The sequence below is a fragment of the Micrococcus sp. genome, from assembly GCF_030523875.1.
GTDB lineage: Bacteria > Actinomycetota > Actinomycetes > Actinomycetales > Micrococcaceae > Micrococcus.
In genome coordinates, this window is record NZ_JAUNHR010000027.1 from 1 (window position 1) to 18,303 (window position 18,303).

19 protein-coding genes and 1 pseudogene are annotated in these 18,303 nt (G+C 73.3%); 7 read left to right on the forward strand and 13 right to left on the reverse strand.

Features of this window, described 5'->3' with window-relative positions; translation table 11 throughout:
- The 3 genes and pseudogenes from Q4D18_RS05295 to Q4D18_RS05305 form a co-directional block, all read left to right on the forward strand.
- Positions 1 to 358: pseudogene (locus Q4D18_RS05295) on the forward strand (hypothetical protein); the annotation flags it as partial.
- A gap of 4 nt (positions 359 to 362) precedes the next feature.
- A complete protein-coding gene (locus Q4D18_RS05300) occupies positions 363 to 662 on the forward strand; it encodes a helix-turn-helix transcriptional regulator (protein ID WP_303126365.1) in 300 nt (99 codons plus the stop codon).
- Positions 652 to 912 (forward strand): hypothetical protein, encoded by a 261-nt coding sequence (locus tag Q4D18_RS05305; RefSeq protein ID WP_303126367.1) that lies wholly within the window; start codon positions 652 to 654, stop codon positions 910 to 912. The genes Q4D18_RS05300 and Q4D18_RS05305 overlap by 11 nt, the downstream gene beginning before the upstream one ends.
- Positions 913 to 998: 86 nt before the next feature.
- Here Q4D18_RS05305 and Q4D18_RS05310 read toward each other — a convergent pair whose 3' ends face one another.
- From Q4D18_RS05310 to paaA, 12 genes are all read right to left on the reverse strand, one after another.
- Entirely contained in the window at positions 999 to 1,493 is a 495-nt protein-coding gene (locus Q4D18_RS05310) for an SRPBCC family protein (protein ID WP_303126369.1), read from the reverse strand.
- A 30-nt stretch (positions 1,494 to 1,523) separates the two neighbouring features.
- A complete protein-coding gene (locus Q4D18_RS05315) occupies positions 1,524 to 2,402 on the reverse strand; it encodes a 3-hydroxyacyl-CoA dehydrogenase family protein (protein ID WP_303126371.1) in 879 nt (292 codons plus the stop codon).
- A 10-nt stretch (positions 2,403 to 2,412) separates the two neighbouring features.
- Positions 2,413 to 3,213, reverse strand: coding sequence for an enoyl-CoA hydratase/isomerase family protein (locus Q4D18_RS05320; protein ID WP_303126373.1), 801 nt, complete (start codon positions 3,211 to 3,213; stop codon positions 2,413 to 2,415).
- Positions 3,210 to 4,433: a thiolase family protein gene (locus tag Q4D18_RS05325; RefSeq protein WP_303126374.1), complete on the reverse strand. Its 1,224-nt coding sequence runs from the start codon at positions 4,431 to 4,433 to the stop codon at positions 3,210 to 3,212. Before Q4D18_RS05325 ends, Q4D18_RS05320 begins: the two co-directional genes overlap by 4 nt.
- Positions 4,434 to 4,619: 186 nt before the next feature.
- The gene (locus Q4D18_RS05330) at positions 4,620 to 5,255 is read right to left on the reverse strand and encodes a flavin reductase family protein (protein WP_303126375.1); all 636 of its coding nucleotides are present in this window, start codon (positions 5,253 to 5,255) and stop codon (positions 4,620 to 4,622) included.
- Positions 5,256 to 5,499: 244 nt separating this feature from the next.
- On the reverse strand, positions 5,500 to 6,867 hold the full coding sequence (locus tag Q4D18_RS05335; protein WP_303126376.1) for an MFS transporter: 1,368 nt from the start codon (positions 6,865 to 6,867) through the stop codon (positions 5,500 to 5,502).
- Positions 6,868 to 7,118: 251 nt separating this feature from the next.
- Entirely contained in the window at positions 7,119 to 7,904 is a 786-nt protein-coding gene (locus tag Q4D18_RS05340) for an enoyl-CoA hydratase/isomerase family protein (RefSeq protein ID WP_303126402.1), read from the reverse strand.
- Between the two features lie 23 nt (positions 7,905 to 7,927).
- A complete protein-coding gene (paaE, locus tag Q4D18_RS05345; protein WP_303126379.1) occupies positions 7,928 to 9,088 on the reverse strand; it encodes a 1,2-phenylacetyl-CoA epoxidase subunit PaaE in 1,161 nt (386 codons plus the stop codon).
- Positions 9,088 to 9,597: a 1,2-phenylacetyl-CoA epoxidase subunit PaaD gene (gene paaD / locus Q4D18_RS05350; protein WP_303126380.1), complete on the reverse strand. Its 510-nt coding sequence runs from the start codon at positions 9,595 to 9,597 to the stop codon at positions 9,088 to 9,090. The genes paaE and paaD overlap by 1 nt, the downstream gene beginning before the upstream one ends.
- Positions 9,594 to 10,427, reverse strand: a complete 834-nt coding sequence (paaC, locus tag Q4D18_RS05355) for a 1,2-phenylacetyl-CoA epoxidase subunit PaaC (protein WP_303126382.1) — start codon at positions 10,425 to 10,427, stop codon at positions 9,594 to 9,596. Before paaC ends, paaD begins: the two co-directional genes overlap by 4 nt.
- Entirely contained in the window at positions 10,424 to 10,732 is a 309-nt protein-coding gene (gene paaB / locus Q4D18_RS05360; protein WP_303126404.1) for a 1,2-phenylacetyl-CoA epoxidase subunit PaaB, read from the reverse strand. Before paaB ends, paaC begins: the two co-directional genes overlap by 4 nt.
- Positions 10,733 to 10,765: 33 nt before the next feature.
- Positions 10,766 to 11,773: a 1,2-phenylacetyl-CoA epoxidase subunit PaaA gene (gene paaA, locus Q4D18_RS05365; protein WP_303126383.1), complete on the reverse strand. Its 1,008-nt coding sequence runs from the start codon at positions 11,771 to 11,773 to the stop codon at positions 10,766 to 10,768.
- Between the two features lie 247 nt (positions 11,774 to 12,020).
- Between paaA and Q4D18_RS05370 the strand changes: the two genes are divergently transcribed.
- Positions 12,021 to 12,455 (forward strand): hypothetical protein, encoded by a 435-nt coding sequence (locus Q4D18_RS05370; protein ID WP_303126384.1) that lies wholly within the window; start codon positions 12,021 to 12,023, stop codon positions 12,453 to 12,455.
- On the forward strand, positions 12,452 to 14,068 hold the full coding sequence (locus Q4D18_RS05375) for a hypothetical protein (protein ID WP_303126386.1): 1,617 nt from the start codon (positions 12,452 to 12,454) through the stop codon (positions 14,066 to 14,068). Before Q4D18_RS05370 ends, Q4D18_RS05375 begins: the two co-directional genes overlap by 4 nt.
- Before the next feature lie 95 nt (positions 14,069 to 14,163).
- On the opposite strand, the gene Q4D18_RS05380 is transcribed toward Q4D18_RS05375, so the two are convergent.
- Entirely contained in the window at positions 14,164 to 16,077 is a 1,914-nt protein-coding gene (locus tag Q4D18_RS05380) for an FAD-binding monooxygenase (protein ID WP_303126387.1), read from the reverse strand.
- 137 nt (positions 16,078 to 16,214) lie between these two features.
- Between Q4D18_RS05380 and Q4D18_RS05385 the strand changes: the two genes are divergently transcribed.
- Together Q4D18_RS05385 and Q4D18_RS05390 are read left to right on the forward strand one after the other, a co-directional pair.
- Positions 16,215 to 16,979 (forward strand): IclR family transcriptional regulator, encoded by a 765-nt coding sequence (locus Q4D18_RS05385; RefSeq protein ID WP_303126388.1) that lies wholly within the window; start codon positions 16,215 to 16,217, stop codon positions 16,977 to 16,979.
- A gap of 32 nt (positions 16,980 to 17,011) precedes the next feature.
- Positions 17,012 to 18,142: a histidinol-phosphate transaminase gene (locus tag Q4D18_RS05390; protein WP_303126389.1), complete on the forward strand. Its 1,131-nt coding sequence runs from the start codon at positions 17,012 to 17,014 to the stop codon at positions 18,140 to 18,142.
- Positions 18,143 to 18,303: the final 161 nt, after the last annotated feature.

An 18,303-nucleotide genomic window follows, 5' to 3' on the forward strand; every position in this document is an offset into this window, starting at 1 on the left:
CGCCGCCGGGATGGTCACCACCCGCGAGTTCCTCCAGATGGCCGCCTGGCACCTCTTCGATCGGCCCGCGCTGCGCGAGCGCTGCCTCGCCGCCCCCGGCCCGGAGCGCCAGGCGATCCTGCTGGAGGTGCTGCGCCTGGAGCCCGTGGTCGCCCACCTGTTCCGACGGGCCGCGCAGGACCTGGACCTCACCGACGACGCCGGCGTCCGCCCCGCGGATCGAGTGGGAGGAGATCATCGCCGGCTACGCCGTGAGGGACCTCCTCCTGCAGCTGGCCTGACGCCCCTTCCTCCTCCCGTCCCGCTCCGGCGGACGGACTCCGCACCGCTCACCTGCACACCTGTGCAGGTATGCTGATGTCATGACCCCCGACGTCGAGCAGGCCGCCCAGGTCTTCAAGGTGCTCGCCTCGCCGGTGCGCGTGGCAGCGCTGCTGCGCATGGCGGAGGGCCCCTCGAGCGTAGGCGACCTCGCCGACCACGTGGGGGTCACGCACACGCTCATGTCCCAGCACCTCCGGGTGCTGCGGATGAGCGGTCTGGTGCGCTCCGAGCACGAGGGCCGGAGCCGCGCCTACTCCCTGACCGACGACCACGTCGCCCACATCGTCCGAGACGCGGTGCAGCACGCCGCGGAGGAGGCCCATCATCATGACCGTTGACCACGGCGCCCACCCGATCCACACCGACCACGACCACGAGCACGGCCCGGACTGCGGCCACGAGGCCGTCCAGCACGGCGACCACGTGGACTACCGCCACGACGGCCACCTGCACCACGTCCACGGTGACCATGTCGAGGAGTGCGACACCTGCTCGTGCGGGTCCTGCGCCGCGGACGGCGAGTGCAGCTGCGCCACCTGCGAGTGCGCCGACTGCTCCTGCGCCACCTGCGAGCACCAGGCCGCCTGAGCCCCACGATCCGCCTCACGCGGCACTCCGCGTGCACGACGACGGCCGGTCACCTCCGCGAGGTGCCCGGCCGTCGTCGTCCCCGGTCAGCGGGAGGGCAGGCCCGTCGCCCCGAGGGAGCGCCGGCCGGCGCGCATGGCCACCGCATGGCTCAGGCCCATGGCCGCGCGCCCGCCCGGGACCGCCGCGACGGCGCGCATCCACGCCGTCCCCAGCGTCACCTCCTGGGTCCACGCCACGAGGCAGTGGTCCGGCGCCGTTCCGCGCACGTCCACCCGCACCGTCCCCGCCAGGTCCCCGTCCACCCGGGCCACCAGCACCCCGCGCTCGCGGTCGTCCACGACCCGCTCCATGAGCAGGCGCACGGGCACCAGGCCGACCAGGCGGATCTCCGCCCGCTCGCCCGCCCCGCCGGGCGGGGTGCCGGGGGCGCTGACGTCCCTGGCGGAGGGGATGGCGGGCCACCACTCGGGGTAGCGCAGGGGGCTCCCCAGCAGCTCCATCACCTCGTCCGCCGGGCGCGGCACGGCCCAGCGGTGGCGGAACACGAACGGGCGGTCGGCGCGGCGGGGACGGGGCATGGCCCCATTGTGCCGCCCGGCGGCGGGGCGTCAGGAGTAGTCGTAGAAGCCCTTGCCGGACTTGCGGCCCAGCTCGCCGCGCTCGACCATGTCCCGCATCAGCTGCGGGGGAGCGAAGCGCTCGCCCAGCTGCGACTCGAGGTACTCGGCGATGCCGAGGCGCACGTCCAGGCCCACGATGTCCGTCAGGGCCAGCGGGCCCACCGGGAACTTGTAGCCCAGCACCATGGCGTTGTCGATGTCCTCGGGGGAGGCCACGCCCTCCTCGACCATGCGGATGGCCTCGAGGGCGATCGCCACGCCCAGGCGGGAGGAGGCAAAGCCCGGGGCGTCCTTCACGACGACCGGGGTCTTGCCCAGGCCCTTCACCCACTCGGTGGACAGGGCCTTCAGCTCGTCGCCGGTCCGCTCGCCGATGACGACCTCCACCAGCTTCGACGCCGGCACCGGGTTGAAGTAGTGCAGGCCGCAGAAGCGCTCGGGGCGCTGCAGGTGCTTCGCCAGCTCGTCCACGGACAGCGACGAGGTGTTGGTGGCCAGCCACGCGTCCTCGGCCAGGTGGCGCTCCACCTCGGTCAGGGACTCGATCTTCAGGTCCATGATCTCCGGCACGGCCTCGACCACGAGGCCGCAGCGGGCGAAGTCGGCCTTGTCCAGGGAGATCGTCAGGCGCTCGGCCCAGACGTCCAGGTTGCCGTCGATCCTGCCGCGCTCGAGGGACTTGGCGAGATCCGCCTCGATGCGCTCCTTCGCGCCCTCGGCGGCCTGCGGATCGCGCTCGACGACGATCACCTCGTCGGTGCCGGACGTCAGGAAGGCGTGGGCGATGCCGGCGCCCATGCGGCCGCCGCCGAGCACGCCGACGACGGAGGGCACGGAGCCCTGGGGGGTGTTCTGGTTCTCGGTCACGGGTGGGTCCTCACTTCTTCTTGCGGTCCAGGAAGGCCTGCATGCGGTCGAACTTGGCCTGCGACTCGAACAGGATGGCCTGTGCGATCTCGTCCACGTGGGGGTGGGCCTCGCGGGGCAGGTGGAACACGCGCTTGGACAGGCGCACGGCCAGGGGGTCCTGCGCGGCGATGCGGTCCGCCAGAGCGTCCGCGGCGGCCAGGAGCTCGGCCGGCTCGTGCAGCTCGGTGACCAGCTTCAGGTCCAGCGCCTCCTGGGCGTCCAGAATGCGGCCGGCGAGCAGCAGCTCCAGGGCCACGGGCTCGCCCACGAGCTCCTTGAGGCGCCACTGGGCGCCCGCGGCGGCGGTGATGCCCAGGTTCGTCTCCGGCTGGCCCATCTTCAGCTTCGGGGTGGCGATGCGGAAGTCGGCCGCGTAGGCAAGCTCCGCACCGCCGCCGAGCGCATACCCGTCGATCGCGGCGATCACGGGCATGGGCAGGCGGTGGATGCGGTCGAAGACCTGCGAGTTCACGCCGCGCAGGGCGTCGTCCCGGCGCCGCTCGCGCAGCTGGCCGATGTCCGCCCCGGAGGCGAAGATCCCGGAGGTCTTCCCCGGCTCCCTCGTCGACTCCACCTCGGTGCCGGAGATGATCAGGATCTTCGGGGTCCGCTCCAGGTATGCGCAGAGCGCGTGGAACTCCTCCACCATCGTCTCGTCGATGGCGTTGCGCACCGCGGGGCGGTCCATCCTCGCGTGGACGCGGTCCTCGCGCTCCTCGATCCTCAGGGCGGTGAACCCGCTCGCGTCGAAGCCCGGCACGGCGCTCACACCTTCTCCACGAGCATCGCGGTGCCCTGGCCGACGCCGACGCACATGGTGGCCAGGCCCCTGTCCGCGCCCTCGCGCTCCATGCGGCCCAGCAGGGTGACCACGATGCGCGATCCCGAGGAGCCGAGCGGGTGGCCGAGGGCGATCGCGCCGCCGTCGTTGTTGACGATCCCGGCGTCCAGGCCGAGGCGGCGCACGGAGGCGAGGGACTGGGTGGCGAAGGCCTCGTTGATCTCGACGGCGCCCAGGTCCGCCACGGACCAGCCGGCGCGGTCGAGGGCCTTCTCCGTGGCCGGCACCGGGCCGAGGCCCATGATGTGCGGCTCGAGGCCGGCGGAGGTGGACTCGACCACGCGGGCACGCGGGGTCAGGCCGTACTTCTCCGCGGCGCGCTCGGAGACCACGAGGATCGCGGAGGCGCCGTCGTTGAGGGAGGAGGAGTTGCCGGCGGTGACCACGCCGTCCTTCTTGATGATCGGGCGCAGGCCGGCGAGCACCTCGGGGGTGGAGCCGGGGCGGGGGCCCTCGTCCGTGTCCACGACGGTCTCGGCGCCCTTGCGGCCCTTGACGGTGACCGGGACGATCTCGTCGGCGAAGCGGCCGGCCTCGATGGCGGCCAACGCCTTCTCGTGCGAGCCGGCGGCGAAGGCGTCCGCGTCCTCGCGGGTGATGCCGTCCACCTCGGCGACCTCCTCGGCGGTCTCCGGCATGGAGAAGATGAACTTGTCGCCGAACTCGCCCGAGGTGAAGCGGGGGTTGGTGAAGCGCCAGCCGATGGAGGTGTCCACGACCTCGCCGGGCTTGGCGAATGCCGTCGCCGGCTTCTCCATGACCCAGGGGGCGCGGGACATGGACTCCACGCCGCCGGCCACCACGACGTCCGCCATGCCGGAGCGCACCAGCGCGGTGGCCAAGCCGATCGCGGACATGCCCGAGGCGCAGAGACGGTTCACGGTGATGCCGGGGACGGTGTCGGGGAAGCCCGCCAGCAGCCACGCCATGCGGGCCACGTTGCGGTTCTCCTCGCCGGCGCCGTTGGCGTTGCCGAGGATGACCTCGTCCACCACGGAGGGGTCGATGCCCGCGTCCTCGATGACGGCCTTGATGGTCAGCGCCGCGAGGTCGTCCGGGCGGACGGAGGACAGGGCGCCGCCGTATCGGCCGACGGGGGTGCGGCGGCCGCCGACGAGCAGGGCCTGGGTTCCGGTGGGAGCGGACATGGCGGGGGACTCCTTGGGGGTCGACGACGTCGGACGTGCTCGGAGCGCTCGGGTGCGGCGGCCGGCGTCGGCCCGCGCCGGAGCGCGGGCGACGCGCGGGCGCGCGAATTACCGACCGAGCGTTCAGGTCTGCTCCCAGTATCCGGCCCGGGTGTGACGCGGGTCAAACATGACGGTGCGGCGGGCTCAGGCCCGCGGGCGCTCCTGGGTGAACACCGCGCCGAGCCCGGCCCACTCGTCCCGGCCGAGGCGGGCCACCGGGTCCAGCCGCGCCGGGTCGGGCAGGGTGCGCCCCCGCGCGTCGGTGACCAGGGCGTCCTCCCGCACGGCCGCGTGGACCACCCGGCCGAACACGCAGTGGCCGTCCCCCACGGGCACCACGCGCTCGAGCGTGCACTCCAGCACGGCCGGGCTGGCGGCCACGCGCGGCGGGGCGACAGCAACGCTCGGCTCCCTCTCGAGGCCGGCGAGGACGAACTCGTCCACCTCGGGGCCCACCGGCGCGGAGGTGGTGTTGCACGCCTCGGCGAGCGCGCGGTCCACGAGGGACACCGTGAACTGCCCCGTGGCCTCCACGTTCCGCAGGGTGTCCTTCCGCCCGGTGGAGGAGAACATCACGATCGGTGGGGCCGCGGAGACCATCGTGAAGAACGAGTGCGGTGCGAGGTTCACGGCCCCGTCCGCGGCTGTGGTGCCCACCCAGGCGATGGGCCGGGGGATGAGCACGGCCTTGAGCAGCAGGGCGGTCTCGGCGTCCCCGAGCGCCTCGGCGGAGCGCTCGGCGCGGGCGGGGTGGGGCTGAGGCGGGGTGGTCTCGCTCATGGCCGCCAGTATGCCGGGGCGGAGCCTGCCCGGGGGCCTCCCTGCCGAAACCCATGCTTTCGAACGTCGTCTAGGCCCTGTTCCACGCTCGAAGGTCTCCATTCGCCCCGGAACCGCGCTCGAAAGTGAGGGGGTGCGGCGGGGGTTCAGCCCCCGCGTACGACGACGGCGCCGCCCCCTGCGGAAGGGGACGGCGCCGTCGTCGTGGGTCGGGCGGTCCGTGGGGCCGCCCAGCCGGGGTGGATCAGTGGCGCAGCGCGGCGTCCTCGATCGGGTCCACGCCGAGCTCGTCGTGCTCGTGGTCGTGCAGGTTCCGGTCCTGGATGCCCTTGGGGACCATGGACACGGCCGCCAGCGAGACCAGGGAGATGAGGATCATGTAGCCGGCCACCCACGCCCAGCCGCGGGGCAGGAGCAGGTCGGCGATCAGCGGGGCGAACGCACCGCCGATGATGGCGCCGATCGCGTAGCCGATGGACACGCCGGAGAATCGGACCTTCGCCGGGAACATCTCGGCGTACATCGCGGACTGCGGGCCGTAGGACGGGCCGAGGCCGATGGTGAGGATGAACAGGGCGGCGGCGAACAGCGGCAGCGAGGCGGTGTTCATCATCAGGAACATCGGCACGGACCACAGGATCAGGATCACGTAGCCGATCTGGAAGGTGAGGCGGCGCCCGATCCTGTCCGAGATCCAGCCGCCGAACAGGGTGAAGATGAACCAGCCGAAGCCGCCCACGAGGGACGCGGTGAGCACCTCGGACGCGCTCAGGCCCAGGCCCTTGGGGCCGCCGTACTTGGCGAACCAGGCGATCACCAGGTAGCCGATGGCGTTGTTCGCGGCGAAGATCAGGGCGGCCAGGACCACGGTCTTGGTGTGGTTGCGGAAGAGCTCGCCGAGGGGGGCGGTCTCGTCCTTCTTCAGCTGCTGCATCTCCTTGAAGACCGGGGACTCCTCCACGGCCTTGCGGATGATCGTGCCCACGATGATCAGCACGAAGGAGATCAGGAAGGGGATGCGCCAGCCCCAGGCCAGGAACTGCTCGTCCGTCATGTTGGCGCGGACCAGGAACAGCACGGCGGTGGCCACGATCATGCCCAGGGGCACGCCGATCTGCGGGGCGGAGCCGAAGAGGCCGCGCTTGCCGCGCGGGGCGTGCTCCACGGCCAGCAGGGCCGCGCCGCCCCACTCGCCGCCGGCGGAGAAGCCCTGCACCAGGCGGAGCAGGACCAGCAGGATCGGGGCGGCGATGCCGATCTGCGCGTAGGTGGGCAGCAGGCCGATGAGCACGGTGGCCGCGCCCATGCCGATCAGGGTGATGGCCAGGACGATCTTGCGGCCGAACCTGTCGCCCATGTGGCCGGCGACGATCGCGCCGAGCGGGCGGACGAGGAACGAGATGCCGAGGGAGGCCCACGAGGCGATCTGGGCGCCGCCCTCGCCCATGGGGGCGAAGAACAGCGGGCCGAGCACGAGGGCGGCGGCCTGGGCGTAGATGAAGAAGTCGTACCACTCGATGGTGGTGCCGACGAGGGTGCCGGCGAGGACCTTGCGCTCCTCGCGCGGGTCGCGGGCGGCCGGGGCGGCCGGGGAGGCGACGGTGTGGCTCATGGGTGCTCCTGGGGTGAGGGGCTGCGGCCTGCGGTGCGAGACGGCACGAGACGCATGTGACCGACCGGTCGGTCGGGAAGTGACACGGGTCACCGTATACGACGTCGTGTGACTCGCGCCACGCCGCCGACGGATGTCGTGATTGTGACGTCCACCCCGACCCCACACGACGACGCCGCCCGCCCCCTCGCTCGGAGGGTGCGGGCGGCGTCGTCGTCCCGGCGTCGGGGGGCCTGCGGAGGACGGAGGGCTCAGCCGCGGCCGGTGAACTCGGGCTTGCGCTTCTCCTGGAAGGCCTTGAACCCCTCGGCGTAGTCGGCGGTGCCGCAGAGCTCGCCCTGCGCCACGTTCTCCGCGTCGAGGGACTCCCACAGGCCGACCCGCCGGTCGCGGATCTGCTGCACGAGCTCCTTGGACGCGCGGAACGCGAGCGTCGCGCCGGAGGCCACCCGGGCGGCCTTGGCGAGGGTGAACTCGAGCAGCTCGTCCGCGGGGACGGAGCGGGAGAACAGGCCCGCGCGCACGGCCTCCTCGCCGGAGATGAGCTCGGCGGTGTAGATCAGGTCCAGGGTGCGGTGGGCGCCCAGGCGCTCGGTGAACAGCCAGTGGCCGCCCGAGTCCAGGGTGGCGCCGAGGTTGGCGAACGGCGAGCCGATCTTCGCGTCCTCGGCCACGTAGACCACGTCCGTGGCGATGGCCAGGCCCAGGCCCACGCCCAGGCACGCGCCCTGCACGGCCGCGAAGGTCGGCACGGGGCACTCGGACATGGCGCGCAGCACGGGGGTGACCTCGTCCCGCAGGTAGGCGGTGGCGTCATCGTCGGCGGGGGTCACGTCCGAGATGTCGCGGCCGGCGCAGAAGCCCCGGCCCTCGCCGCGCAGCACCACCGCGCGGACCTCGCCGGACTCGGCCCTCCGGGCGATCTCGGCGTACGCGGCGCCGAGGTCGGCCAGGGCCTGCTCGTCCAGGGAGTTCATCCTCTTCGGGGCGTTCAGCGTCACCTCGGCGACGCGGTCGGCCACGGTCAGCTCGACCATGCTCATCGTGTGCTCCTCGCCGCTCACGCGTCGAAGTCGACCGTGATGGCGTCGCCGGTGGGACGGGTCTGGCAGGTCAGGATGTAGCCGTTGTCCACCTCGTCCTTCTCGAGTGCGTAGTTCTCCTCCATCTTGAACTCGCCCTCGGTGACCTTCGCGCGGCAGGTGCCGCACACGCCGCCGGCGCACGCGAACGGGACGTCGGAGCGCACGCGCAGGGCGGCGTTGAGGATCGTCTCGTGCGCGGACTTCGGCGACTCGACCTTGCCGGTGGTGCCGTCGAGGTTGAACTCGATGGTCACGTTGTCGCCGGAGGGGTCGGCCTCGATCGGCCGACCGGCGTCGCCCTGCGGGCGCTCGGGGCGGCCGGTGGTGAACAGCTCGAAGCGGACGTCGTCGTCGGCCACGCCGCGCTCGGAGAGCGTGTCCCGGGCCATCTGCACCAGCTCGAACGGGCCGCAGAGGAACCACTCGTCGGTGTTCTCGACGTCGATCACGCGGTCCAGCAGGGTCTCGAGCTTCTCGGAGTCGATGCGGCCGGACAGGAGCGGGGCCACGCGCTGCTCGCGGGAGAGCACGTGGTAGACGGTGAACCGGGACGGGTACTTGTCCTTGAGGTCGCCGATCTCCTCAGCGAACATCACGTCCATGGCGGAGCGGTTCGCGTAGATGAGGCTGAAGCGGGCGTTCTCGGACGCGGCCAGCACCGACTTGGCGATGGCCATGATCGGGGTGATGCCCGAGCCGGCGGCCAGGGCCACCAGGTCGGCCTGCCCGTCCTTGACGGCCTGCGCGGCCACGGCGTCCGGGTTGTTCATGGAGGTGACGCCCTTGCGGGAGGTGAACGCGCCCTGCGGGTTCATCACGTCGATCTTCTCGCCGACCTCGAGGCGCTCGTTGGCCCACGTGGAGAAGACGCCGCCGAGGTCCTTCTTCACGGCCACGCGGATCTCCCCGCGCTGCGGCACGGCGCAGATCGAGTACGAGCGGCGCAGCTCCTGGCCGTCGATCTCCTTGCGCAGAGCCACGTACTGGCCGGGCAGGTAGTCGTAGTCGTCGGCGAGCTCCTCGGGGACCGCGAAGGTCACCTCCACGGAGTCGTCGGTGAGCCTGCGCAGCTCGGACACCTCGAGGGTGTTGAACGTCGCGCGGCGCTTGGCGGGGGCGTCGGTGGTCTCGGTCATCAGTGCACCTTGAAGTAGTCGAAGGGCTCCAGGCACTCCCGGCACGTGTACAGCGCCTTGCAGGACGTGGAGCCGAAGCGGGTGATCTCACGGGTGTTGAGGGAGTGGCACCGGGGGCACTTCACGGCCAGGCCGATCCGCACGGGCCCGTCCACGGTGCGGGCCGCGGGCGGGGCGATCCCGTACTCGGACAGCTTGGCCTTGCCCTCGTCCGTCATCCAGTCCGTGGTCCACGCCGGCTGGAGGACCAGCCGCACCTCAGAGTTCTCGAACCCCGCGTGTTTCAGGGCCCGGGAGACGTCCGTGGTGATGGTGTCCATGGCGGGGCACCCGGAGTACGTGGGGGTGATGACGACGACGGCCTTGTCGCCCTCGGCGTGCGCGTCCCGGAGGATCCCCAGGTCCGCGATGGACAGCACGGGGATCTCCGGGTCGTGCACGGTGGAGGCCGCATCCCACACCCGTGCGTCGACGGGGTCGGTGGGGCGCAGCTCGCTGGCGGTGGTCACCAGGAGGCCCCCGGGTGACGGCGGGCCAGGGACTGCATCTCGGCCAGGATGTAGCCGCGGTACTCGCTCATCTCGCCGGAGCGGTCACCGCCGCGGGCCACGCCCGTGTCGGGGACCTGCAGGCCGGCGGCCTCGATGGCCGCGCGGAGGCGGGTCATCGTGGGCTCCTCGAGGGAGGACGGCAGGACAGCCACGCCCTGCTCCGCGAGGGGGCGGGTGACGTCGTCGTCGTGGAAGAGCTCTGGAACGTAGGGCCACAGCTCGTCCAGGCCGCGCTGCATGCGGCGCTTCGACTCCTCGGTGCCCAGGCCCAGGCGGTTCACCCACTGCTCGGCGTGGTCCTGGTGGTACAGGACCTCCTTGAGGGCTTTGTCCGCGATGGCGGCGAGGGTGGCGTCCGTGGACTCGCGCAGCCGGGAGTACAGCTCGTACGCGTAGAACGAGTAGTACAGCTGGCGGGCGATGGTCTTGCCGAAGTCGCCGTTCTCGGCCTCCACGAGGCGGACGGAGCGGAACTCCTCCTCGTCGCGGAAGTAGGCGAGGTCGTCCTCGGACTTGTCCCACGCCGTGCCGGCGTAGGACAGGAGGAAGCGGGCGTGGCCCACCAGGTCCAGGGCGATGTTGCCCAGGGCGATGTCCTCCTCGAGCTCGGGTGCCCGGGAGATCCACCAGGAGAGGCGCTGGCCGAGCATCAGGGCGTCGTCGCCGAGGTAGGCGGCGTAGCGGGCCACCTCCTCGGATGCCTTCTGCTCGCCGGAGGCGATCTCCTCGGCGGTGATGGCGACGCCGGCGGAGTGCTTGGTGGCCGTGTCGTTGGTCGCGAAGCTCACAGGTGCGGCACCCCCTCGGACTTCTGGTAGTAGGTGGCGTGCCGGTAGGACTTGCCCTGCGGGGACTCGAAGAAGCCGCCCTTGGAGTCCGGGTCCGACGCCGCCACGGCGTCCGCGGGGACGACCCACACGGAGGTGCCCTCGTTGCGGCGCGTGTACAGGTCGCGCGCGTTGCGCAGCGCCATGGTGGCGTCCGGGGCGTGGAGCGAGCCGGCGTGCACGTGGGACAGGCCGCGGTTGGCGCGGACGAAGACCTCCCAGAGGGGCCACTCGTTGCTGGCCGCGGTGTCCCGCTTCTCCGGCATCTGCGCCGCCTTGTTCTCGGTCTCGGTCATGGCTCAGGCTCCGATCAGCTGGGTGTCGGCCGGGGCGTTCTGCTCGGCCTGGCGGCGGGCGTAGGCGGCGGCGGCCTCGCGGACCCAGGCGCCCTCCTCATGGGCCTGGATGCGGCGGGCCATGCGCTGGGCGTTCATGGGGCCGTTGCCCTTGATGACGTCCGTGAACTCGTCCCAGTCGAGCGGGCCGAAGTCGTAGTGGCCGCGCTCCTCGTTCCACTTCAGGTCCGGGTCCGGCAGGGTCAGGCCCAGGGCCTCGGCCTGCGGGACGATCATGTCCACGAAGCGCTGGCGCAGCTCGTCGTTGGAGAAGCGCTTGACCTTCCACTCCATGGACTGCTTGGAGTTCGGGGAGTCGGCGTCCGGCGGGCCGAACATCTGCAGGGCGGGGCCGTAGGTGCGGTTCACCGCGTCCTGGGCCATCTGCTTCTGCTCCGGGGTGCCGTGGGACAGCTCGAAGAGGATCTCCCAGCCCTGGCGCTGATGGAAGGACTCCTCCTTGCAGATGCGGACCATGGCGCGGCCGTACGGGCCGTAGGAGGCCCGGCACAGCGGGACCTGGTTGCAGATGGCGGCGCCGTCGACGAGCCAGCCGATCGCGCCCATGTCCGCCCAGGTGCGGGCCGGGTAGTTGAAGATCGAGGAGTACTTGGCCTTGCCCTCGAGCAGCTGGTCGTTCAGCACGTCGCGGGGGGTGCCCAGGGTCTCGGCGGCCGAGTACAGGTACAGGCCGTGGCCCGCCTCGTCCTGGACCTTGGCCATGAGGATCGCCTTGCGCTTCAGGGAGGGGGCGCGGGTGATCCAGTTGGCCTCCGGCTGCATGCCGATGATCTCGGAGTGCGCGTGCTGGGAGACCTGACGGGTCAGGGACTTGCGGTAGGCCTGCGGCATCCAGTCGCGGGGCTCGATGCGCGAGTCCTCCGCGATCAGGCGGTCGAAGTTCTCCTGGCCGGCCGCATCCTCGGGGGACGGCACGGAGGCCAGGCTCGGGGAGCTGCTGGTCTGCGTCATGGGGTTCACCTCACGCTGAGTGCGGATACTGGGATTGCGGGGCCAGGGGCCGCGCCGACGGGTCGACGAATTACTGACCGTTCGTTCAGGATAGGGACTGGTGTGAGCCCCGTCAACACTCCCACGGGTGGGCTCCCGGCGGCAGGGCGGCCGTCCGCTCCTGCACAACGAGCACTCCGCCCGGCCCCGTCCACGGCCGGGGTCGCGGGCCCGCATCCTGCCCCCGTGCCGCCCTAGCGTGCCGGCCATGAGCCTTCCTCCCCTGAGCGCGGCGCTGCTGGACGGCCTGGTGGCCGCCGGCCTGCACGACGACGCCGCACGCCTCGGCGTCCGCCTCACCTCCGCCCACGCGGACCTCGTCGCGGCCCGCTCCGCCGAGGCCGCCCTGGCCGGTCTGCAGGAGGAGCTGCGCCTGCTCCTCGCCGAGGCCCAGGCCCTCTCCGCGGGGGTCCGGGCCGGGGTGGACGTGGCGTGGCGCTCGGCGGCCGGGCGCCGCCACGCGGACGCCGCCCGCGCCCTCCACGGGGCCGCCGAGGCGCGCGTGGACGAGGTCCTCGAGTGGCTCGCGCTGCTCCAGGGGGCCCTCCACGAGGCGGGGCAGGCCCGCGCCGACGCGGAGCACCGCGTCCGGCAGGCGGAGGCGGCGGCCACGGCCGCCCTGCGCACGCTGGCGGCCGCATGACCGCCGGGATGCCCGGCCCGGCGCGGCCCCCGGCGCCCGCGCCGCCGTTCCGCACCGTCGGCGGGCCGGCGTCGGTCTTCGCGGACCTGGACGCCCTCGAGGCGCTCGCCGCCCGGCGTCGCGAGCAGGCGGCGGACGCGATGCGGCTCGCGGGCCGCGCCCGCCTGCTCCTGGACCGGATCGCCCCGGCCGTGGCGGTGGCCCCGTCCGCCGCGCGGCTGTCCGTGCGCCTGCCCGAGGGGGAGCACGCCTGCCGCGCGCTGGCGGACCGGCTCGAGGAGGCGGGCCGCGCCCTGGCCCGTGCGGCCGAGGGCTACCGCGCGGCCGAGCGCGGCGCGGCCGGCGTCATGGACACCCGGGACCTCGACGTCGAGGGGCTGCGCGCCTGGATGCTCGACGCCGCCCGGGACGGGGTCACGGCCTCGGACACGGAGTTCGTGCTGCGGCAGGGGGCGGACGCGGTGGCGGAGGACCTCACGGCCCGCCTGCTCGTCGACCCGGTGGCGGCGGCCCTGTCCAAGGCCCCCTACATCGGCCCTCTGGTGACGGCGGCCAGGCGCAGCCCGTGGGTGGACGAGCGGCTCGGCGAGGCCCTGACGGCCGCCCTGGAGTGGACGGCCGACCTGGTGCTGGACACCCCCGTGGGGGAGCTGGCCGACTATCCCACCGTCTCCCACGTCCTCACCGCGGCGGCGGACGCGGTGGCGAACGCCCCGGTCCTGGCCGTGGAGGCGCGGCCGGCCCCCGCGCCGGCTCGGCTCGACGGCGGTCTGGCCGACCTGCTCTCCCTCGTCCCGGGCCCCGACGCCCCGCCCGGCGCCGTCACGGTCACGGCCGTGGTGGACCCGGCCACGGGGGAGCGGACCTGGGTGGTCGGGCTGCCCGGCACCCAGGGGCGGGACGCCGCGGAGGACGGCACCACGAACTGGGCCGACCTGTTCGGGATCGCGGACGCGTACGCCGGCGGCTCCGCCCGCGCCGGCGAGGGGATCGCGCAGGCCCTCGCCCTGGCCGGCGTCCCGGAGGGGGCCGCCGTGGTGTTGGTCGGCCACTCGGCCGGCGGGATGCACGCGGTCAACATGACGGCCCACCCGGCGGTCACCTCCCGCTGGAGGGTCGGGGGCGCGGTGACGGTCGGCTCGCCCGCCGGGTCCCTGACCCCGCGGGCCGGCACGCCCGTGCTCAGCCTCCAGCGGGAGGCCGACGTGATGACCGGTCTGGACGGCGGGCCCAACGCGGCCTCGGCGGACTGGGCCACCGTGAGCATGGCGGACACCCGGCCCGTCGGTGCGGACGACGGGGCCGCAGAGCTCCTGTGGCGGGCCCTCGCCCAGGACCCGGAGCTCCAGGTGCGGGAGCTGTTCGCCGCCCCGGAGCGGTGGGCGGACGCGGTCGCCGGCCGCGGGGGCGAGCACTCACTCGAGGCCTACCGCGCCGCCGCGGCCGCCTACGAGGCCGCCGACCCGGCCCTGCGCTCCCAGGAGCAGGGGATCCTCGACGCCCTGTCCGACCTGACCGCCGGGGACGTGCGGTCCTCCACGCATGTCACCCTGCGGCGGCAGCCGCTGCCCACCCGGGCGGACGTGGTGCCCCCGGAGCGCGTGCATCCGTGACACCGCTCGCCCGCTCCCGGGACGACGACGGCGCCGCCCCCGTCCGAGGGGGCGGCGCCGTGGCGCAGGACCCGCGCGGGGCGCGGGCGGCCGGCTCAGCGGGCGTCGAGCAGCACGCCGGCGAAGAACGCGTTCAGGCGCTCCACCTCGTCCAGGCCGAAGACGCCGGAGACGTAGTGGTCCGGGCGGACCACCACCACGGCGCCGTCGCGGCTGATGCCGCGGGCCTCGAAGATGTCCTCGCCGTGCCGGGGCTGGCACGTGGCGAAGATGTTGTTGAGGTCGTGCAGGCGCAGCGCGCCGGAGGTCGGCTTGAACACGGCCGGGACGTCCGGGTGGGCGAACTCGGTCTGCTTCTGCTGGTAGACCACCTTGATGTCGAACCGCGCGTCCTGCGGGCCGTCGGAGGGGGTGTGGCGGTTGCGGAAGGACCACGGGTCCTCCTCCACCGCCTTCGCCCACGCGGCGACCTTCGAGTCCGCGTCCTGCGGGGCGGCGGCGTCGGCGAACACGTAGACGCGCCAGCGGCCGTCCGCCCGGTGCAGGTGCCCCAGGTGCTTGACGTTCGTGTCGCACGAGCGCTCCACCAGGGCGGACTTGAAGCGCTTGCCGATCGGGAAGCCCGTGGCCAGCTCCTGGCCGGTGCCGTCCGTGGTGAGGAGGGAGGGCTTGTACTCCGTCATGAAGCCCGCGGGGAACTCGGCGGTCTTCGTGTAGAACTCCGCCACCTCGTTGGGGTCGCCCAGCTCGGAGGTGGGCTTCGCCATCAGCGTCGACCACTCCTTGTCGAAGTCGATCAGGTTCTTGGCGATGTCCTTGCGCTCCTCCGAGTAGGTCGGGACCAGCTCGGCCGGGGCGGTGCCGGAGAGGACCTGCCCGAGCTTCCAGCCCAGGTTCCAGCCGTCCTGCATGGAGACGTTCATGCCCTGGCCGGCCTTGGCGGAGTGGGTGTGGCAGGCGTCGCCGAGCAGGAACACGTTCGGGTGGTCCACGCGCTCGCGGTTGTCGAAGCCGGAGGTCAGGCGGTGGCCCACCTCGTACACCGAGTGCCAGGCCACCTCCTTCACCTCGAGGGTGTAGGGGCGGATGATCTGCTGCGCGCGGCGGATGATCTCCTCGATGGGCGTCTGGCGGATGCGGTGGTTGTCGTCCGCCGGCACCTCGCCGAGGTCCACGTACATGCGGAACAGGTGGCCGCCCTCGCGGGGGATGTGCAGGATCGAGCCGGTGCTGGAGTGGATGGCGCACTTGGTCCGGATGTCGGGGAAGTCGGACACGGCCAGCACGTCCATGACGCCCCACGCGTGGTTGGCGGCGTCGCCGGAGAGGGAGTGGCCGATCGCCTTGCGCACGCGCGAGCCGGCGCCGTCCGCGCCCACCACGTACTTGGCGCGGACCTGGCGGGTCTCGCCGGCGGTCGGGTCCGCCAGCGGCTCGCCCTGGTCGTCCACGGTGCGGCGCAGGGTCACGACGACGGGGTGCTCGCCCTCGCCGGAGTCGTCCAGGCCCTCGAAGGACCAGCCGTAGTCCGGCTGCGCGCGCGTGGGCGAGTTCTTCATGTACTCGGCGAACCAGTCCAGGATGCGGGCCTGGTTCACGATCAGGTGGGGGAACTCGGAGACGCCCTCGGGGTCGTCCTCGGCGAGGGAGGTGCGGACGATCGCATCCGCGTCCTCGGCGCTGGGGTTCCAGAAGGCCATGGACGTCAGGTCGTAGGCCTCGTCGATGATCTGGCTCGCGAAGCCGAACGCCTGGAAGGTCTCCACGGAGCGGGCCTGGATGCCGTCGGCCTGGCCGATCTCGAGGCGGTGGGGGCGGCGCTCCACGATCCGGGTGTGCACGTCCGGGAACATCGCCAGCTGGGCCGCGGCGATCATGCCCGCGGGGCCGGTGCCGACGATCAGCACGTCCATCTCGTCCGGCAGCTCGGCGGGGCGATCGAGGCCGACGCCGCCCGCGGGCTGGACGCGCGGGTCGGTGGAGACGTAGCCGTGGTGGTGGAAGAGCATCGTGGGTCCTTTCCGGCCCGGGGCCGCGGGCACGGGATGTGTTCTCTCAGGGAACAGGGCGTTCGCGGAGGGAACGCGCGTGTGGCAGACTCTACGCGGACGTGATCCCGTTCACAACAGCGACGCCGAGGAGGACCATGCCGCACCCCGGACAGGAGGCCGCGCCGACCCGCGCCGTCGGCGCCCGCCCCGACGCCCCCTCCCAGACGCTCTCCCGCGCGCTGGCCATGCTCGAGGTGGTCGCCGAGCGCCCGACGCCGCCGAGCATCGCCGAGCTCGCGGACGCCCTCGACGTCCACCGCTCCGTGGCCTACCGGATGCTGCGCACCTTCGAGCTGCACGGGCTGCTGCGCCGCGACGCCGCCGGCCTGGTGCACGGTGCGCCGGGCCTCGTCACGCTGGCGGGCGGGGTGGAGCAGGACCTGCGCGCGGCCGCCCTCCCCGAGCTCACCGCCGTCTCCGGGGATCTGGACATGACGGCCTTCCTCGTGGTCTGGGACGGCCGGGACTGCCTGACCCTGGCCACGGTGGAGCCGCCCCGTGGCAACCTCGTGACCCAGCGCCCCGGCACGCGCCACCCCCTGGGCGTGGGCGCTCCCGGCGTCGCGATCGCGGCCGTCCTGCCCGTGGAGGAGCGGGGGCGCCTCGTCTCCGAGGACGCCGCCGCGGTGGACCGGCTCTCCGGACCGCGCGTCGACGAGGCCCGTGGGCGGGGCTGGGCCCAGTCCCGGGACGAGGTGATCACCGGGGTGGGCTCGGTGGCCGCCCCCGTGCCCGCGCCCGGGCGCATGCCGGCCGCGCTCGCCGTCGTCTTCACGGCGCCCGCGGTGGACCACGCGGCGGTGGGGGAGCGGCTCACGGCCTCCGCCCACCGCCTGGCCGCCGTCCTCGGCGAGGCCTGAGAGGGCCGTCACACTCGCGTAACATCGGGGCCATGACTGATGCCGCCCCCGTCCCCTCCGAGGTCCGCCCCCACGCCAAGGTGGGCCTGCTGCCGCCGTACGCCGCGGGCAAGCCCCCGGTCGCCGTGCCCGGCCTGACGCCGTTCAAGCTCTCCTCGAACGAGAACCCCCACGCGCCCGTGCCGCCGGTCCTCGAGCGCATCCATGAGGTCGTCACCGGCGCGGAGGGCGCCGCCAGCCCCGTCTGCCGCTACCCGGACCCGCTCTCCACGGCCCTGCGCGAGCGTCTGGCGGCCCACCTCGAGGTGCCGGCGGACGACGTCGTGACGGGCGCCGGCTCCCTGGGCGCGCTGTCCCAGCTGATCACCGCTTTCGCCGGCGACGGCGGCGAGTCCGGCGCCCCGGACGAGGTCGTCTTCGCGTGGCGCAGCTTCGAGGCGTACCCGATCGTGGTGCGCTCGGCCGGGGCCCGGGACGTGCAGGTGCCGCTGACCGCGGACCACCGCCACGACCTGCCCGCCATGCTGGACGCGATCACCGACCGCACCCGCGTGGTGCTGCTGTGCACGCCGAACAACCCGACGGGCCCCGTGCTCACCACGGACGAGGTGGAGGACTTCCTCGGGAAGGTCCCGCCGCACGTGCTCGTGGTGATCGACGAGGCGTACGTGGAGTTCGTGCGCCACCCGCAGGCGGTCAGCGGCCTGGACATGTACCGCCGCCACGCCAACGTGGTGGTGCTGCGCACCTTCTCCAAGGCCCACGGCCTGGCCAACCTGCGCGTGGGCTACTCCGTGTCCCGCCCGGAGATCACGGCAGCGCTGCGCACCGTGGCCGTGCCGTTCGCGGTGTCCTCCGTGGCCGAGCAGGCCGCGATCGCCTCCCTCGACCACCTGGACGAGGTCCTGGCGGGCGTGCAGACCGTGGTGGACGAGCGCGAGCGCGTGGTCGCCGCCCTGACCGACGCCGGCTGGGACGTCCCCGAGACCCACGCCAACTTCGTGTGGCTGCCCCTCGGCGAGCAGGCGGCGGCCTTCGCCGCGGCCGCGGGGGAGCGGGCGCTGTCCGTGCGCGCCTTCACGGGCGAGGGCGTCCGCGTGAGCATCGGCGAGCAGGAGGCCAACGACCGCTTCCTCGAGGTGGCGCGGGCCTTCCGCGCATGACCGCACCGCCGCCCCCGGACCGGGGCGCGCCGGGCGCCCCCGCCGGGGGCGGCGGGCCGGACGCCGCGCTGGACCGGTTCCTCCGGATCCTCTCCGCCTTCGACGCGGCCCACCCCGCCCTGACGGTGGCCGAGCTGGCCCAGCGGGCGGCCCTGCCCCTG

Bases quoted from the DNA above. Each gene is read 5' to 3' on its own strand.
- Q4D18_RS05300 (WP_303126365.1), top strand. From the start codon at position 363: ATGACCCCCGACGTCGAGCAGGCCGCCCAGGTCTTCAAGGTGCTCGCC.
- Q4D18_RS05305 (WP_303126367.1), top strand. From the start codon at position 652: ATGACCGTTGACCACGGCGCCCACCCGATCCACACCGACCACGACCAC.
- Q4D18_RS05310 (WP_303126369.1), bottom strand. From the start codon at position 1,493: ATGCCCCGTCCCCGCCGCGCCGACCGCCCGTTCGTGTTCCGCCACCGC.
- Q4D18_RS05325 (WP_303126374.1), bottom strand. From the start codon at position 4,433: ATGTCCGCTCCCACCGGAACCCAGGCCCTGCTCGTCGGCGGCCGCCGC.
- Q4D18_RS05330 (WP_303126375.1), bottom strand. From the start codon at position 5,255: ATGAGCGAGACCACCCCGCCTCAGCCCCACCCCGCCCGCGCCGAGCGC.
- Q4D18_RS05335 (WP_303126376.1), bottom strand. From the start codon at position 6,867: ATGAGCCACACCGTCGCCTCCCCGGCCGCCCCGGCCGCCCGCGACCCG.
- Q4D18_RS05340 (WP_303126402.1), bottom strand. From the start codon at position 7,904: ATGGTCGAGCTGACCGTGGCCGACCGCGTCGCCGAGGTGACGCTGAAC.
- paaE (WP_303126379.1), bottom strand. From the start codon at position 9,088: ATGACCGAGACCACCGACGCCCCCGCCAAGCGCCGCGCGACGTTCAAC.
- paaB (WP_303126404.1), bottom strand. From the start codon at position 10,732: ATGCCGGAGAAGCGGGACACCGCGGCCAGCAACGAGTGGCCCCTCTGG.
- paaA (WP_303126383.1), bottom strand. From the start codon at position 11,773: ATGACGCAGACCAGCAGCTCCCCGAGCCTGGCCTCCGTGCCGTCCCCC.
- Q4D18_RS05370 (WP_303126384.1), top strand. From the start codon at position 12,021: ATGAGCCTTCCTCCCCTGAGCGCGGCGCTGCTGGACGGCCTGGTGGCC.
- Q4D18_RS05375 (WP_303126386.1), top strand. From the start codon at position 12,452: ATGACCGCCGGGATGCCCGGCCCGGCGCGGCCCCCGGCGCCCGCGCCG.
- Q4D18_RS05380 (WP_303126387.1), bottom strand. From the start codon at position 16,077: ATGCTCTTCCACCACCACGGCTACGTCTCCACCGACCCGCGCGTCCAG.
- Q4D18_RS05385 (WP_303126388.1), top strand. From the start codon at position 16,215: ATGCCGCACCCCGGACAGGAGGCCGCGCCGACCCGCGCCGTCGGCGCC.
- Q4D18_RS05390 (WP_303126389.1), top strand. From the start codon at position 17,012: ATGACTGATGCCGCCCCCGTCCCCTCCGAGGTCCGCCCCCACGCCAAG.